Genomic DNA, 15,041 nt, shown 5'->3' with positions numbered 1-15,041 from the left:
ACTTGCTATAATACACGGAGCATAGCGTACAAAATAAGTGGAGATTGATAAAGATGTTTAATAAATTTTTCCCAGACGAATATATGGCTTCAACATATGTGATTTCATTTGAAAAATTATTTGAAGAAGGATACCGAGGAGTGATTTTTGATATTGACAATACATTAGTCCCACATGGGGCACCGGCTGATGAAAGAGCAAAAAAATTATTTGCAAGGCTTGAAAAGATAGGCTTTCAGTCTTGTCTGTTGTCAAATAATCAAGAACCGAGAGTGAAGATGTTTAATCAGGATATTCAGACAAATTATATTTATAATGCACATAAACCATCAACAAAAAATTATGTAAAAGCAATGGAGAAGATGGGGACGGACAAAGAAAATACGCTTTTTGTCGGAGATCAGCTTTTTACAGATGTGTGGGGTGCGAAACGTGCCGGTATCCGTAATATTCTTGTAAAACCAATCCATCCAAAAGAGGAAATCCAGATTGTTTTGAAGCGATATTTAGAGAGAATTGTGTTGTTTTTTTACAAGAAAGAGCAAAAGAAGAGCTCTTAATATAAAAAAAGGTTGAAAAAAATATAAAATTATTATAGAATTATATTTAGTTTAGAAGTTAGGCGTATTTGTGCGCAATTTTAAGGAGGATTACAAATGATTTCAGCAGGAGATTTTAAGAATGGTGTAACAGTCGAAATCGATGGAAACATTTATCAGATTTTGGAGTTCCAGCATGTAAAACCTGGAAAGGGTGCAGCATTTGTTAGAACAAAATTAAAAAATATCATCAGTGGTGGAGTAGTTGAAAAAACTTTCAGACCAACTGAAAAATTCCCAAAAGCTCATATCGACAGAAAAGATATGCAGTACTTATATCAGGATGGAGATCTTTACAACTTTATGGATGTTGAGACATACGATCAGATTGCATTGAACTCAGATGTTGTAGGGGATGCATTGAAGTTTGTAAAAGAGAACGAGACTGTAAAAGTATGTTCACACAATGGTAATGTATTCTCAGTAGAGCCACCATTGTTTGTAGAGCTTGCAATTACAGAGACAGAGCCAGGATTTAAGGGTGATACAGCACAGGGTGCTACAAAACCAGCAATCGTTGAAACAGGAGCTACTGTTATGGTTCCATTGTTCGTAGAGCAGGGAGATGTTTTGAAGATTGACACACGTACAGGAGAATACTTGTCACGAGTATAATCGGTAAAAGAATAAAGTGGGCAGACAGAGGGTCTGCTTTTATGAGAAGCGGTGTAGATAGAGATTCTACAGCGCTTCTTTTCTGTGATGTACGTACGGCAAAAAACTAAGGGATCTTTTGTGTTATATGAACAGCTTTGAAGTTTTTACGAAAATGATTGCGAGAAATTTGTTTCTTTTTGAAAAAAACAGTTGCTTTTTAGTGAGCGATTCGATATAATCTTCCTACATAATATATTTCAAATCAATTAGCAAATCGCTAATATTTCATGCACGAATCGTGCGGATTTCTCAGTTGAATTTAAAGATGAACCACCGAAAAAGAAAGGAGCATATATGGAATACAAAAAGTTTGTATGTATGGTGGAAGAAAAACTGAATTTAAAATTGGAAGGAGGAATGAAGGCGTCGAAGTATTCTGTTGTAAAAAATAATGGAATGGAAAAAACAGGGATGATACTGGAAAGTGACGAATATAATATCGCACCGGCAATCTATTTGGAAGAATTTTTTGAACAATATCAAAAAGGAATGTCAATTGATAGAATTGTAAATGAGATTCTGGAATTTTATGAAAAAGTAAAAGTAGAAGAAGACTACGATGTATCACAATTATCGTTGTATGAGAATGTAAAGAAGAAAATTGCATTTAAGCTGGTGAATACAGAAAAGAATCAGCAGATGTTAAAAGAGGTTCCACATATTCCATTGCTGGATCTTAGTATTGTTTTTTACATTTTAGTTGATGTAGATGAGAAGGGGAGTGCAACCATTCAGATTCGAAATGAACATATCGAAAACTGGAATGTAAATGTGGAACAATTATATAAGGATGCAAAGCTTAATGTAAAATGTTTGATCCCTGCAAGACTGATGTGTATGCAACATGTGATAGAAAAGCTTTGCGACATATCAAAGGGGGAAGAAAAAGATTTGTTGAAAGCAAAATTTCCACCTGAGAATAAAGAGTTTATGTATATTCTGACAAATTCAATTCACCAATTTGGAGCTGCAGTACTTGCTTATCCAAATATTCTGGAAATGGCATCGCGAATTATCGGTGAAGATTTCTATCTGCTGCCAAGCAGTATCCATGAAGTGATTTTGATTCCAAAATCGAAAAGCCCTGATTTAAAAGATTTAAATGAAATGATTAATGAAGTCAATGAAACTCAGGTTCAAGAAGAGGAAGTTTTGAGTGATCATGCATACTATTATGAAAAGAACACACATACATTGATGATGGGAAAGTGTTTGAGTGAAATATAAATATTTTCATTAAAATTGTTTACAGAAAGTGAGTTAAATGGATTAAAGCCAAGGAGGATACTGCGTTACCGTTCACAGTACCTGTGAACAGCAACGATACTGCCTGTCTTCCGGACAGGCAGTATCCAAATCCTCTTTACTTTTAGAAAAAAGTATGTTAAAGTAATGCTTGTGTTCTTGGAATAATCTAAGAATAAGAATTTGCGTTTGTAGCTCAGGGGATAGAGCGCTGCCCTCCGGAGGCAGGAGCGGCGGTTCGAATCCGCCCAGACGCGAGTAAAAAGATGCCGTATAATTTTACGGCATCTTTTCTTTTTTTGCTTTAAATTTCTCGAATCAAATCAAGCAGATTCGGATTAAAAGTATTGTTTCTTAACATTTCAATTTCGTATTTGTATGGCGGATAGGACTTTTTCGCATTTCCTAAATCTGGAACATATGGAGTTTCTAAGATTTTAGGGATATTTTCAAAATCTTTATGATGGACAATATAATTCAGCGCATCAAAACCAATCTCTCCAAAACCAATATTAGCGTGACGATCCTTTGCAGCTCCAGGTATATTTTTGCTGTCGTTAATGTGAAAAACAGCAATCTGTTCCTTCCCCAATATTTGATCAAATTTATCGATGACATCATCAAAGTGATGGATAATATCATAACCGGCATCGCTAATATGGCAGGTATCAAAACAAACGCGAAGTTTTTCGTTACATATAACACCGTCATAGATACGGGCGAGTTCTTCGAAAGAACGTCCTATCTCAGAGCCTTTTCCGGCCATTGTTTCCAGTGCAATATAGCAGTCAGTGTCGTGTGTGAGTACTTCATTTAAGCCTTTTATAATCTGGGCAGTTCCGATATCAACACCTTCACCAACATGAGAACCGGGATGCAGAATCAAGGTGTGACTTCGGCAGGCAATGGTGCGTTCAATTTCTTTCGCAAGAAATTCTGTTGCAAGTTCAAAAGTTTCTGGCTTGACGGCATTCCCCAGATTGATAATATAAGGTGCATGAACAATGATTTCTTCTATATTGTGGGACGCCATGTACTCCCATGCTGCGTCAATATTTAACTCACTTATATCTTTTCTGCGAGTGTTTTGTGGGGCTCCTGTATAGAACATAAATGTATTGGCGCCGTAGGAAACAGCTTCTTTTGCTGAGCCAAGCAACATTTCTTTTCCTTTCATTCCTACGTGTGATCCGATTTTTAGCATAATTTCCTCCAAAATGATTTGATAAATTTCTTGATAGAACTCATTATAAATGATAGAATAGCTAAATGGAAGTAGTATAAAATGGAACGGAGTGAAAATATAGTGAATACCTTATCTGAATTAATTACAAAAGAAATGGAACAGGCATTTACAGCAGCGGGATATGATGCGAAGTTTGCAAAAGTAACAGTATCAAATCGTCCGGATCTGTGTGAGTATCAGTGCAACGGAGCAATGGCAGCTGCTAAGACATATAAGAAAGCACCAATTATGATTGCGAATGATATCGTTGCAAATTTACAGGACAGTGAATGTTTTGCTCAGGTAGATGCAGTGAATCCTGGATTCATCAACCTGAAATTAAAATCATCTTTCGTGACAGCATTTTTAAATGAGATGGCAGGAGATGACACACTTGGTGTGGAAAAAGAAGCTAATCCGAAGACAATCTTAATTGATTACGGCGGACCAAACGTAGCAAAACCATTGCACGTAGGACATTTGCGTTCAGCAATCATCGGAGAGAGTGTAAAACGTATTATGCGTTTTAAAGGAAATGATGTAACAGGCGATATTCATCTTGGAGATTGGGGATACCAGATGGGTCTGATCATTACAGAGTTGGAGAAACGTCAGCCGGATCTTCCATATTTCGATGAAAACTTTGAGGGAGAATATCCAAAAGAGGCACCATTTACCATCGGAGAGCTGGAGGAAATTTATCCAACTGCAAGCGGTTATGCAAAAGAACACGAAGAGTATCGTGAGAAGGCATTACAGGCTACTTATCTGCTTCAGAACGGACACAAAGGATATCGTGCGATCTGGAAGCATATCATGAACGTATCAGTTACAGATTTGAAAAAGAATTATAAGAATCTGAATGTTGAATTTGACCTTTGGAAAGGTGAGGCAGACGCACAGAAATATATTCCGGGTATGGTAGAGATGCTCAAAGAAAAAGGGTTTGCACATGTAGATGAAGGTGCATTGGTCGTTGATGTTCAGGAAGAAGGAGATAAAAAAGAAATTCCACCATGCATGATCTTAAAATCAGACGGAGCAGCTCTTTATGATACAACAGATCTCGCAACATTGGTAGAGCGTGAAGAATTATACAAACCGGATGAAGTGATTTATGTCGTAGATAAGCGTCAGGAATTACATTTTGTCCAGGTATTCCGTTGTGCTAAAAAATGTGGTATTGTGCGTCCGGAAACGGGGCTGAAATTCCTTGGATTCGGTACAATGAATGGAAAAGACGGAAAACCATTTAAGACAAGAGAAGGCGGAGTTATGCGTCTGGAGAATCTGATCCGTGAGATTGATGAAGAGATGTATAAGAAGATTATGGATAATCGTACTGTTGAGGAAGAAGAGGCAAGAAATACAGCAAAAACAGTAGGACTTGCTGCAATCAAGTATGGCGATCTCTCAAATCAGGCCTCTAAAGACTATGTGTTTGATGTGGATAGATTTACTTCATTTGAGGGAAATACTGGTCCGTACATTTTGTATACGATTGTACGTATTAAATCAATTCTTGGTAAATATCAGCAGGATGGCGGTATCATTGAGGATTTGAAACTTCAGGAAGCAACAAATGAGTCTGAAAAAGCTTTGATGCTTGAGATTGCAAAATTCAATGAAATGATTAACAATGTTTATGCAGAAATCGCACCACATAAAATTTGTGCATATATTTATGATGTGGCAAACGCATTTAATAAATTTTATCATGAGACAAAGATTTTGGCAGAAGAAGATGCTCAGAAGAAAGCCGGCTATATCGCATTGTTAAAGCTTACAAAAGATGTGCTGGAGACATGTATTGATTTATTAGGCTTTGAAGCACCGGAAAGAATGTAAACAATAAGAAGAAAATGTTTGTATAAACGAATTCTATAAACAACAAATAACAGCCCTTTCCTATATATGGGAAGGGCTGTTGTGAAATGGAGAAAAGAATGACGGAAAAATTATTTTACAAAGACAGTCATATGCAGATGTTTCAGGCAATTGTACAAGAGTGTTGCAAGGATGGAGAAAATTATAAAATCCGTTTGGATCGCACGGCATTTTTCCCGGAAGGCGGAGGACAATATGCTGACCATGGAACTTTGAATGAATATGAAGTGCATGATGTTCAGGAAGAGCAAGGCGATGTGTGGCATTATACTTCGCATCCGTTTGAAGCGGGAGATGTTGTGGAAGGAAAAATTGACTGGCAGGAACGTTTTGAAAAGATGCAGCAACATACAGGAGAACATATTATATCCGGGCTTGTGCATGCAAGATTTGGATATAACAATGTAGGATTTCATTTGGGAGATGATTCCTGTACGATGGATTTTGATGGGGAAATTTCAAAAGAGGAACTGGCGGAAATTGAGTGGAAAGCGAATGAAGCAGTTGTAAAAAATCTGGAAGTACAGGTTACATATCCATCAAAAGAAGAATTAGAAAATATTGCTTATCGAAGTAAAATTGAAATTGAAGGGCAGATTAGGATTGTGACGATACCAGGATATGATGTATGTGCATGTTGTGCACCACATGTAAAAACAACAGGAGAGATCGGACAGATTAAACTGACAAATGCACAGCGTTATAAAGGCGGCGTGAGAATTACGATGCTCTGTGGTTTTCGGGCACTTTGCGATTATAGGAAAAAATTATCAGCAACAAGGCAGATATCTGCAAGTCTCTGTGCAAAAGAGAATGAAACGGCCGAGGCAGTGGAACGTTTAAAAGAAGAAAATAACGCATTAAAACAAGAGTTGGACAGACAGAAAAAAATGTTGTTGGAGTATAAAGTGAAAGAAGTAGATCCGACTCAGAAGATAGTCTGTTTATTCGAAGAAGGTCTGGATGGGGAAGGACCACGATTTTTAATGAATCAGGTATTAGAAAAACAACATGATATTTGTGCTGTGTTTAACAGACAGCCGGAAACATCAGAAGAAGGAATGTTGTCATATCGCTATGTGATTGGAAGCAAAACATTGGATATGAGATTATTGGTAAAAGAACTGAATTCGCAGTTTCGAGGAAGAGGCGGCGGAAAACCAGAGATGGTGCAAGGTTCACTATTTGGAGATGAAGAGAGCTTGAGAGGGTGGATACAAGAGAAAGGAGAGGCTTTGAGAAATGAATAATAAGCCGATAAAAAATCCGTTTTGGTACGTATTTGGCCCACTGCTTGTTTACTGGATTGTAGGAATCTGTGTTAGTATCGGGACAGCGTGTGTACTGGTAATAGAAAATGTAGATGAATTTGCGAAGGTGATAAGTGGAATTGATACAGGGAGTGCAGATGCTATGACAATGGCAATGCAACAGTGTTCATTACTTGCCATGAAGTTAGAATTAAAATATGCACTTGAGATACAGTGTGTAAAAGCAATCTGTTCCATTTTTGCCTGCTCTGTTTTCTATTTTAAAGATCGTAAACGAGAAAAAGAAGAAAATGCACAGATGCCAGAGAAAGCAACCTGGTCTAAATATATATTTTTGTTAGTGTTTGCAGTTGCATATAATATTGGCGTGAGTTGTTTATCTTATATGGTGCAATTAGTGTCAGGAAATAGTAGTTTTCAAAATACGTCGGCAATATTTTATAATTCGAAATTTTGGCTTCAGATTGTCGGATTGAGTATTCTGGTGCCAATTATGGAGGAATTGTTATTCCGTGGGATTATTTATAAAAGAATGCGGACAAAAACTCCATTTTTGAGGGCGGCAATGTTTTCCGCCATTTTGTTCTCGTTTATGCACAGCAATGCAATACAGATGGTAAATGCACTTGTGTTGGGATTGGTTTTAGCGTATGTTTATGATAAATATGGTTCATTTAAAGCACCGGTGTTTACACATATGATTGCCAATTTGACGGCAGTAATAGGAACGAACACGGGAATCTTTAATGGTTTTGCAAAAAGCCCGGAGATACTTGGCGTTACCGTTGTTATATGTACATTTGTGGCAGCAGTGATGTTCACAATGATCCAGAGAATGGATACAGGTCTTAAACCGGAACAACCGTCTGATAAATCAGACGATTCCCAGAAACCGAATCTGGATATGTTCCGTTAATATAGTGTGAATTAATTGAATATAGAAAATGTTAGCACTCGTTTGAATCGAGTGCTAAAAAGTTGTTGACTTTTGGTCATTCTCGTATTAGAATACTCTTTAGATGGTAAAAATGATACTGCTTACAGAAGAATTGCAGATGGTATCATCCAATTAACTTCAGATTAACAGTAAAATGATTTATAAAAGAGGAGTGTTTACTATGACAATGAAGAAAGGTAGTTTATCAATTGACAGCGAAAATATTTTCCCGATTATAAAGAAATGGGTATATTCAGATCACGATATCTTTGTGCGTGAGCTTGTGTCGAACGGATGCGATGCAATCACAAAATTAAAAAAGCTTGATATGATGGGAGAATATGAACTTCCAGATAATTATAAAGCAAAAATTCAAGTGATTGTAAATCCAGAAGAGAAAACATTAAAATTTATTGACAATGGTCTTGGTATGACAGCTGAGGAAGTTGAAAAATATATTACACAGATTGCATTTTCCGGTGCTACACAATTCCTTGAGAAATATAAGGATAAAACAACAGAAGATGAGATGATCGGACATTTTGGTCTGGGATTCTATTCAGCATTCATGGTTGCAGATGAGGTACATATCGATACACTTTCTTATCAGAATGATGCAACTGCTGTACACTGGGTAAGCGAAGGCGGTACAGAGTACGAGATGCAGGATGGAAATAAGCAGGAAGTCGGAACAGAGATCACACTGTTTTTGAATGAAGATTGTCTTGAATTTGCAAATGAATATCGTGTAAGAGAAGTGTTGGAGAAATACTGTTCATTTATGCCGGTAGAAATTTTCTTAAGCAAAGCGAATGCAGAACCGGAGTACGAGACAATCGATGAGGCGGATGTTCTGGACACAGATGAAGTAGTTGAGCATATCACAGAAGAGCCGAAAGAAGGGGAAGAGGGCGAAGCAAAACAGAAAGCAAAAATTGTAAAACGTCCTGTTTCAATCAGTGATATTCACCCATTGTGGACAAAGAATCCAAGCGAATGTACAAAAGAAGATTACATTGATTTTTATAGAAAAGTATTTATGGATTACAAAGAACCATTATTCTGGATTCATTTGAATATGGATTATCCATTTAACTTAAAAGGAATTTTGTATTTCCCTAAGATTAATACAGAGTATGACTCAATTGAAGGAAAGATCAAATTGTATAACAATCAGGTCTTTATCGCAGACAATATTAAAGAAGTGATTCCTGAATTCTTAATGGTATTGAAGGGTGTGATTGATTGTCCTGATTTACCATTGAACGTATCTCGTAGTGCACTGCAGAATGACGGATTTGTAAATAAAGTCGCAGATTACATTTCTAAGAAGGTTGCAGATAAGCTGAACGGAATGTTCAAGACTGACAGAGAAAATTATGAGAAATACTGGGATGATATCAGCCCATTCATCAAGTTTGGATGCTTAAAAGATGAAAAATTCGGTAGTAAAGTAAAAGATTCCATTCTTTACAAAGACTTGGAACACAAATATCTGACTTTGGAAGATTGCATTAAGGCAAATAAAAAAGAAGATGCTGAAACTGAAGAGACAAAGAATGAGACAACAGAAGGAACTGACGCAGCAGAGAATTCTGAACAGACTGAAAAAGAAAAAACTACTGTTTATTATGTAACAGACGAACAACAGCAGAGCCAGTATATCAACATGTTTAAAGAACAGGGACAGGATGCGATTCTGCTGACACATAATATTGATTCTGCATTCATTACTTATCTGGAGCAGAAACATGAAGATGTGAAATTTATGAGAATTGATGCCGATGTACATGAGTCTTTGAAAGATGAAGTATCTGAAGACGAGAAAGAAGAGTTCCAGAAGACATCGGATAGTATCGTAGAGATTTTCCGTAAAGAGCTTGGAAATGATAAGCTGGATGTTAAGGTAGAAAAACTCAAAGATGATAATGTGGCATCGATGGCTGTACTGTCAGAAGAATCCAGACGTATGGCAGAGATGATGAAGATGTATGGAATGAGTGGCATGGATCCAAGTATGTTTGGAACACAGGCAACACTGATTTTAAATGCAAATCATCCATTGGTTAAATTTGTTGTAGAGCATAAGAGAAGCAAAAATGTATCAATTATTTGTAAACAGCTCTATGACCTGGCAATGCTGGCTCATAAGCCATTAAATCCGGAAGAGATGACAGCATTTGTACAGAGAAGCAATGAGATTATGATGCTTTTGACAAAATAAAATGAAGTGACAGGGACATCCTGTATATAGAAGAGAGCAATTTCTGTTAAGAATATTCTTGGTGGAGGTTGCTCTCTTTTTATATATCAGATGTGAGATGACTCCCACCTCTGTAGGTGGCGAGTAACAAATCAGTATCAGTGGTGGGAGTCAATCCCTCATCTGATATAGCCTCCGGCAGGATTGCAGAGATGCGCAGAAGAAGTATGTCATGCATTGCATGACGCGCATCTCGCAGCAAGAATGCAGAGGCATTCTTGAATAGGAAGAGTTTTCTTATTAACAAACCTAGTTGACAAACAATATTATATGACATATAATATTGGAAAAGAAATAATATTACAAATAGAATAATATGATACATAAATGAGGTGATGGAATGGTATTTAACACAGGTGCTGCCTTATTGGACGCGATTGTTCTTGCTGTTGTGTCAAGAGAAACTGAGGGTACTTATGGTTATAAGATTACACAGGATGTACGTAAAGCAATTGATGTATCGGAATCTACTTTATATCCGGTGCTCAGGAGACTGCAGAAAGATGAATGTCTGGAAGTATACGATAAGAGTTATGACGGAAGAAACCGACGTTATTATAAAGTAACGGAAAAAGGGATGGCACAGCTTAATTTATATAAAATTGAATGGAAGAACTATTCTAGCAAGATACAGGATATATTTGAAGGGGGTGTGGGAGTATGAACCGCAAACAATTTATGGAAGAATTAAGGCAGTTGCTCATAGGAATATCAGAAGAAGAAAGAGTAGAAGCACTGCAATATTATGAAGATTATTTTGATGATGCAGGAGCTGAGAATGAGCAGCAGGTAATAGAGGAATTAGGTACTCCGCAGAAGGTTGCCTCAACTATATGTCTGAATCTGGAACCAGGAAGCGAAAAGAATGGTGAATTTACAGAATCTGGATTTCAGGATGAACGATTTGAGGAAAAAGCAACACCTGCCGCGAGAAGTTCGCGGACAAAAGAAGGGGATACCTATTCATATAATGAAGCTTTTGGAGAGCAGGATTATCATAGTTCTTATGATAACATGGGACAAGGGCAGAAACCATGGACGAGCAAGACGTTAAAAATCATCTTGATCATTGCAATTATCCTGGTTGGTGCGCCGGTTGTGATTCCGGTTGGAATAGGAATTGTAGCTGCTGTGTTGGGACTTGTGATAGCAGCATATGCAGTCTTTGCAGGCCTGGTGGTTGCATCAGTGGGGATTGGAATAGCCGGAATCACAGTGGCTGTACTTGGAATTGTGGCAGCAGTTGGATTCCCATCGGCGATTATAATGATTGGAGTCGGATTGATTTTGTTGGCTATTGGGTTGGTGGCGACAGCTGCAACTGTAAGACTGTGTATAGTTATGTATCCTGCAATATTTCGGATTTTTGTTAATATTTGCAGATGGCCATTTTATCGAGGAAAGGCGGTGGGCAGTGTATGAAAAAGCAGTGGAAGATATTCTGGGCAATTTGTGGCAGCCTTGCTGCAATTGGAGTGATTTGCTGTATTATCGGTGTGATATTAGGTGGTTCATTTTTTAGAAGTATTGTAAAAGATAGGGATTTGGATTATATAACCTTTGAAGCGGAAAATGATTTAGAAGTGCAAGGGGAAGAACAACAGACATTTTATGGAATAAAAGAGTTGGACGTAGATGTATCGCAGGTAAATGTACAGATTGATGAGTATGATGGAAGATATTTGACAGTAGAAACAGTTGATATTCCGGACAATGTTTTGAATGAAATCTCTTATACAGCAGACGAGTCTTCGTTAGAGATAGAATTGGAAGATTCGAAAAAAATTAAGAAATTATTGTCAGATAATACAAAGGCAACGATAAAAATCAAAGTTCCATCTCGTTCATTACAAGAAGCAGATATTTCGGTGGGAGCCGGAAGCTTATATATCAGTCAGATACAAGTTGAAGAATTAAAGGTAGAAGTAGGAGCCGGTCAGGCAAAGATAGAACAATTTGTTTCAAATTGTGCAGAATTTCAGTGTGGAGCAGGAGAAATGCAGATTGCAGGAGAGGCAGAATTTACAGAAGTTGAATGTGGAGTCGGAAGTATCATTTATCAGGCAAAAGGAAGAGAGGACGAATATAAGTACCAAGTGGAAAGTTCTCTGGGGGAAGTTACTGTAGGAGACAGGTCATATGATGGGATTGGTTCAGGTGCAGAGATTTCTCGTGATGGAGCAAAAAAAGAATTATATATAAAATGTGGAATCGGTCAGGTTCAGGTGGAATTTCAAAAGTAGCAAGTTATTTATAAGAATATAATATGAATATGAAGAGGAGAAAATATCATGAAAAAATTATATCGATCAAAAGAAAGCAGAATGTTATGTGGTGTATGCGGAGGCGTAGGAGAATACTTTAATATTGACCCAACATTGGTTCGATTAGGAATGGTGCTTCTGGCTGCATGCAGTTTCGGAACAGGCATATTAGCGTATTTTATTGCAGCTGTGATCATTCCAGATGAGCCGTCTGCTTTCTAGAAAGAATATAGAATCATGAGAAAAGGCATTCATATAGAATGTCTTTTTGCATTTATGGGTATACTCTGAAAAAAAGAAAGGGGTATCCATGATGAAAAAAGAAACGATAGATCTAAAATGCTTAGAAGAAGATGAAAAACTGAAATATGAAATTGCTGAGGAATTAGGTCTTCTAGACAAAGTAATGGAATCAGGATGGAAATCATTGTCATCTAAAGAAACAGGCAGAATTGGTGGCTTGATCACGAAACGAAGAAGGGAAGAAAAGCAAAAGAACGAAAATAAAAAGTAAAAAGAAAATGTGAAAAGTTGAAGAAAATCAAATGAAAAAACTATGAATATATTGCGTTGAAGAGATAAAATTGATAAAAATAGTTGAAATCGGGAAGTGTTTTTGGTACAATTGTACGACTGAGATAATCGTTTTGTGAGGAATCACATGCGTTTGACTTGAAAAAATAGGTGGAAAAATGGAAGAAAAAATAAATGTTTTTGACATTGAACTGAACCTGCTGACTGCAAAAAAGGCAATGAGGCAAGTAATGCGGTATATGGGAGGGGAAAGTGTCAGTACAATTGAACTTATTCCAATGGAAGTATTGTTAAAAGGACAAGATGATGCTGAATGGAAACAATCATTACAGTCTGTCGATTTATTACTTCCGTCAGAGCGTGAAATTTTAGAAAGCGCAGAGGTGACGGATCAGAATGCAATACAGGATTTGGAGAACAACACATTCGTCAGATTGTTTTTTAGATATTTAGTGAAAAATAAAAAGAAAGTTTTTTTACTTACAGAAGATGAGAAAGCAGGCAGATTATTAAAAGAACGAATCGAGACTTACCGAAAAGGGATACAATTTGTTGGAGAAGCAGTGATCTCGGCTCAAAGCGGAAGTAAAGAAGCAGTGATTAATATGATCAATGGTGTGGAGCCGGACTGCATATTATCCGGATTATCTTATCCATGGCAGGAAAAATTTATTGCAGAGAGTAAAGCACTTTTAAATGCAAGAGTATGGTTTGGATGCTCTTTCTTGTTGAACCAACAAAAAAAAGAGGAAAAGGCAAGTGGGAAATTCAAATATTTTATTCTGAAAAGATTATTTCGCTATCAAGTAGGAAAAACACAGAAAGGCTGATTTGTGAACTCTGTATAGGTTGAAAAAAGTAAAAAATTGTAAATAAATACGAGGAAATGCATAAAAAATAAGGATTTTGTCTTTATTTTTTTGCAGTTTTGCATTAGTATATAAAATATATAGACTTACAGGGTGTGAATGATTAGAAAAAAGTTTGTGAAAACTGCACATGAATTTGAATGAGCCAGTGGAGGAAAAAAGGATGATAACAAATCAAATACTTCTGAATACAATTGAAGGATTAAAAGGAATTTCCAGAATTGATTTTTGTGTGTTTGATGTGGAGGGCAAAGTTTTAGCTACTACATCAGACAACGGACATAACTATGAAGATGTGGTGCTGTCGTTCGGGGAATCACCGGCAGACAGCCAGGAAATTCAAGGATGCCAATTTTTCAAGATATTTGACGAGCAGCAGTTAGAATACATTCTTCTTGCAGATGGGGAGAATGAAGATGTATACATGGTTGGAAAGATTGCCGCCTTCCAAATTCAGAATTTATTAATTGCTTACAAAGAGCGTTTTGACAAGGATAATTTTATAAAAAATCTGCTCCTGGATAACCTGTTATTGGTGGATATTTATAACCGCGCCAAAAAATTACATATTGACACAGATGCAAAACGTGTTATCTTTATTATTGAAACATCGAGAGAAAAAGACAGTGCAGCATTGGATAATGTCAGAAGTCTTTTAGGAGGAAAATCAAGAGACTTCATCACAGCTGTAGATGAAAAGAATATTATTGTTGTGAAAGAACTGTCTGAAAAAGATGGAAGTAAAGAGATGGATAAGATGGCAAAAGATATGTTGAGTATTCTGAAAGAGGATACGGGAGATGAACATATCCATATTGCATATGGTACTGTTGTCAATGACATCAAAGAAGTATCTAAGTCTTACAAAGAGGCTAAGATGGCATTGGATGTCGGTAAAATATTCTTTGATGAGAAGGATATTGTTGCATATAGTACACTTGGAATCGGTCGTTTGATCTATCAGTTACCACTTCCGCTTTGCAAGATGTTTATCAAAGAAATTTTTGAGGGGAAATCACCGGATGAATTTGACGAAGAAACATTGGCTACGATCAATAAGTTTTTTGAGAACAGCCTGAATGTGTCAGAGACATCTCGACAATTGTATATCCATAGAAATACATTGGTATATCGCCTAGACAAGCTTCAGAAAAGTACCGGTCTGGATTTGCGTGTCTTTGAAGATGCAATCACATTTAAGATTGCGCTGATGGTAGTGAAGTATATGAAATATATGGAAACATTAGAGTATTAAATGTATTGGGGAATACAAAGGAGTAGAAATAATTA

At 36.8% G+C, this 15,041-nt stretch carries 15 protein-coding genes and 1 tRNA gene; 15 read left to right on the top strand and 1 reads right to left on the bottom strand.

Annotation, left to right across the window (positions count from 1 at the left end; genetic code table 11):
• Positions 1 to 47: 47 nt before the first annotated feature.
• The 4 genes from D8Q48_RS08040 to D8Q48_RS08025 all read left to right on the top strand — a co-directional run bounded on the left by D8Q48_RS08040 (position 48) and on the right by D8Q48_RS08025 (position 2,758).
• A complete protein-coding gene (locus tag D8Q48_RS08040; protein WP_347562294.1) occupies positions 48 to 560 on the top strand; it encodes a YqeG family HAD IIIA-type phosphatase in 513 nt (170 codons plus the stop codon).
• A gap of 96 nt (positions 561 to 656) precedes the next feature.
• A complete protein-coding gene (gene efp / locus D8Q48_RS08035) occupies positions 657 to 1,214 on the top strand; it encodes an elongation factor P (protein ID WP_117989383.1) in 558 nt (185 codons plus the stop codon).
• Positions 1,215 to 1,550: 336 nt separating this feature from the next.
• Positions 1,551 to 2,483 (top strand): DUF5688 family protein, encoded by a 933-nt coding sequence (locus D8Q48_RS08030; protein WP_118724429.1) that lies wholly within the window; start codon positions 1,551 to 1,553, stop codon positions 2,481 to 2,483.
• A 203-nt stretch (positions 2,484 to 2,686) separates the two neighbouring features.
• Positions 2,687 to 2,758 (top strand) — tRNA-Arg (locus D8Q48_RS08025).
• Between the two features lie 47 nt (positions 2,759 to 2,805).
• Here D8Q48_RS08025 and D8Q48_RS08020 read toward each other — a convergent pair.
• Positions 2,806 to 3,705 (bottom strand): deoxyribonuclease IV, encoded by a 900-nt coding sequence (locus D8Q48_RS08020; RefSeq protein WP_121056159.1) that lies wholly within the window; start codon positions 3,703 to 3,705, stop codon positions 2,806 to 2,808.
• A 102-nt stretch (positions 3,706 to 3,807) separates the two neighbouring features.
• On the opposite strand from D8Q48_RS08020, the gene argS reads away from it, so the two are divergent.
• The 11 genes from argS (at position 3,808) to D8Q48_RS07965 (ending at position 15,006) form a co-directional block, all read left to right on the top strand.
• Positions 3,808 to 5,574 (top strand): arginine--tRNA ligase, encoded by a 1,767-nt coding sequence (gene argS / locus D8Q48_RS08015; protein WP_121056193.1) that lies wholly within the window; start codon positions 3,808 to 3,810, stop codon positions 5,572 to 5,574.
• Positions 5,575 to 5,672: 98 nt separating this feature from the next.
• Positions 5,673 to 6,863: a DHHA1 domain-containing protein gene (locus tag D8Q48_RS08010; protein ID WP_121056157.1), complete on the top strand. Its 1,191-nt coding sequence runs from the start codon at positions 5,673 to 5,675 to the stop codon at positions 6,861 to 6,863.
• Positions 6,856 to 7,800 (top strand): CPBP family intramembrane glutamic endopeptidase, encoded by a 945-nt coding sequence (locus D8Q48_RS08005; protein WP_121056155.1) that lies wholly within the window; start codon positions 6,856 to 6,858, stop codon positions 7,798 to 7,800. The genes D8Q48_RS08010 and D8Q48_RS08005 overlap by 8 nt, the downstream gene beginning before the upstream one ends.
• Positions 7,801 to 8,002: 202 nt before the next feature.
• The gene (htpG, locus tag D8Q48_RS08000; protein ID WP_118688377.1) at positions 8,003 to 10,045 is read left to right on the top strand and encodes a molecular chaperone HtpG; all 2,043 of its coding nucleotides are present in this window, start codon (positions 8,003 to 8,005) and stop codon (positions 10,043 to 10,045) included.
• A gap of 379 nt (positions 10,046 to 10,424) precedes the next feature.
• Complete coding sequence (locus tag D8Q48_RS07995) at positions 10,425 to 10,748, top strand: PadR family transcriptional regulator (protein WP_118737412.1); 324 nt, start codon at positions 10,425 to 10,427, stop codon at positions 10,746 to 10,748.
• Complete coding sequence (locus D8Q48_RS07990; protein ID WP_121056153.1) at positions 10,745 to 11,506, top strand: DUF1700 domain-containing protein; 762 nt, start codon at positions 10,745 to 10,747, stop codon at positions 11,504 to 11,506. The genes D8Q48_RS07995 and D8Q48_RS07990 overlap by 4 nt, the downstream gene beginning before the upstream one ends.
• Entirely contained in the window at positions 11,503 to 12,327 is an 825-nt protein-coding gene (locus tag D8Q48_RS07985; protein WP_172696973.1) for a DUF4097 family beta strand repeat-containing protein, read from the top strand. The genes D8Q48_RS07990 and D8Q48_RS07985 overlap by 4 nt, the downstream gene beginning before the upstream one ends.
• A gap of 48 nt (positions 12,328 to 12,375) precedes the next feature.
• Positions 12,376 to 12,570: a PspC domain-containing protein gene (locus tag D8Q48_RS07980; RefSeq protein WP_117989375.1), complete on the top strand. Its 195-nt coding sequence runs from the start codon at positions 12,376 to 12,378 to the stop codon at positions 12,568 to 12,570.
• A gap of 88 nt (positions 12,571 to 12,658) precedes the next feature.
• Positions 12,659 to 12,862 (top strand): small, acid-soluble spore protein, alpha/beta type, encoded by a 204-nt coding sequence (locus D8Q48_RS07975; RefSeq protein ID WP_022075886.1) that lies wholly within the window; start codon positions 12,659 to 12,661, stop codon positions 12,860 to 12,862.
• 178 nt (positions 12,863 to 13,040) lie between these two features.
• Complete coding sequence (locus D8Q48_RS07970) at positions 13,041 to 13,712, top strand: WecB/TagA/CpsF family glycosyltransferase (RefSeq protein WP_117989374.1); 672 nt, start codon at positions 13,041 to 13,043, stop codon at positions 13,710 to 13,712.
• Positions 13,713 to 13,914: 202 nt separating this feature from the next.
• Positions 13,915 to 15,006, top strand: a complete 1,092-nt coding sequence (locus tag D8Q48_RS07965) for a helix-turn-helix domain-containing protein (RefSeq protein ID WP_022075888.1) — start codon at positions 13,915 to 13,917, stop codon at positions 15,004 to 15,006.
• The last annotated feature ends 35 nt before the right edge of the window (positions 15,007 to 15,041 follow it).

Origin of the sequence: Ruminococcus sp. B05 (assembly GCF_003628495.1) — a bacterium.
GTDB lineage: Bacteria > Bacillota > Clostridia > Lachnospirales > Lachnospiraceae > Schaedlerella > Schaedlerella hominis.
Note: the sequence above shows the minus strand (reverse complement) of the source record. Positions and strands in the feature narration are given on the sequence as shown.

What these genes read in the sequence shown, in the direction of transcription:
- efp (WP_117989383.1), top strand. Translation starts at nt 657, where the DNA reads ATGATTTCAGCAGGAGATTTTAAGAATGGTGTAACAGTCGAAATCGAT.
- D8Q48_RS08030 (WP_118724429.1), top strand. Translation starts at nt 1,551, where the DNA reads ATGGAATACAAAAAGTTTGTATGTATGGTGGAAGAAAAACTGAATTTA.
- D8Q48_RS08020 (WP_121056159.1), bottom strand. Translation starts at nt 3,705, where the DNA reads ATGCTAAAAATCGGATCACACGTAGGAATGAAAGGAAAAGAAATGTTG.
- D8Q48_RS08010 (WP_121056157.1), top strand. Translation starts at nt 5,673, where the DNA reads ATGACGGAAAAATTATTTTACAAAGACAGTCATATGCAGATGTTTCAG.
- D8Q48_RS08005 (WP_121056155.1), top strand. Translation starts at nt 6,856, where the DNA reads ATGAATAATAAGCCGATAAAAAATCCGTTTTGGTACGTATTTGGCCCA.
- htpG (WP_118688377.1), top strand. Translation starts at nt 8,003, where the DNA reads ATGACAATGAAGAAAGGTAGTTTATCAATTGACAGCGAAAATATTTTC.
- D8Q48_RS07995 (WP_118737412.1), top strand. Translation starts at nt 10,425, where the DNA reads ATGGTATTTAACACAGGTGCTGCCTTATTGGACGCGATTGTTCTTGCT.
- D8Q48_RS07990 (WP_121056153.1), top strand. Translation starts at nt 10,745, where the DNA reads ATGAACCGCAAACAATTTATGGAAGAATTAAGGCAGTTGCTCATAGGA.
- D8Q48_RS07985 (WP_172696973.1), top strand. Translation starts at nt 11,503, where the DNA reads ATGAAAAAGCAGTGGAAGATATTCTGGGCAATTTGTGGCAGCCTTGCT.
- D8Q48_RS07980 (WP_117989375.1), top strand. Translation starts at nt 12,376, where the DNA reads ATGAAAAAATTATATCGATCAAAAGAAAGCAGAATGTTATGTGGTGTA.
- D8Q48_RS07975 (WP_022075886.1), top strand. Translation starts at nt 12,659, where the DNA reads ATGATGAAAAAAGAAACGATAGATCTAAAATGCTTAGAAGAAGATGAA.
- D8Q48_RS07970 (WP_117989374.1), top strand. Translation starts at nt 13,041, where the DNA reads ATGGAAGAAAAAATAAATGTTTTTGACATTGAACTGAACCTGCTGACT.
- D8Q48_RS07965 (WP_022075888.1), top strand. Translation starts at nt 13,915, where the DNA reads ATGATAACAAATCAAATACTTCTGAATACAATTGAAGGATTAAAAGGA.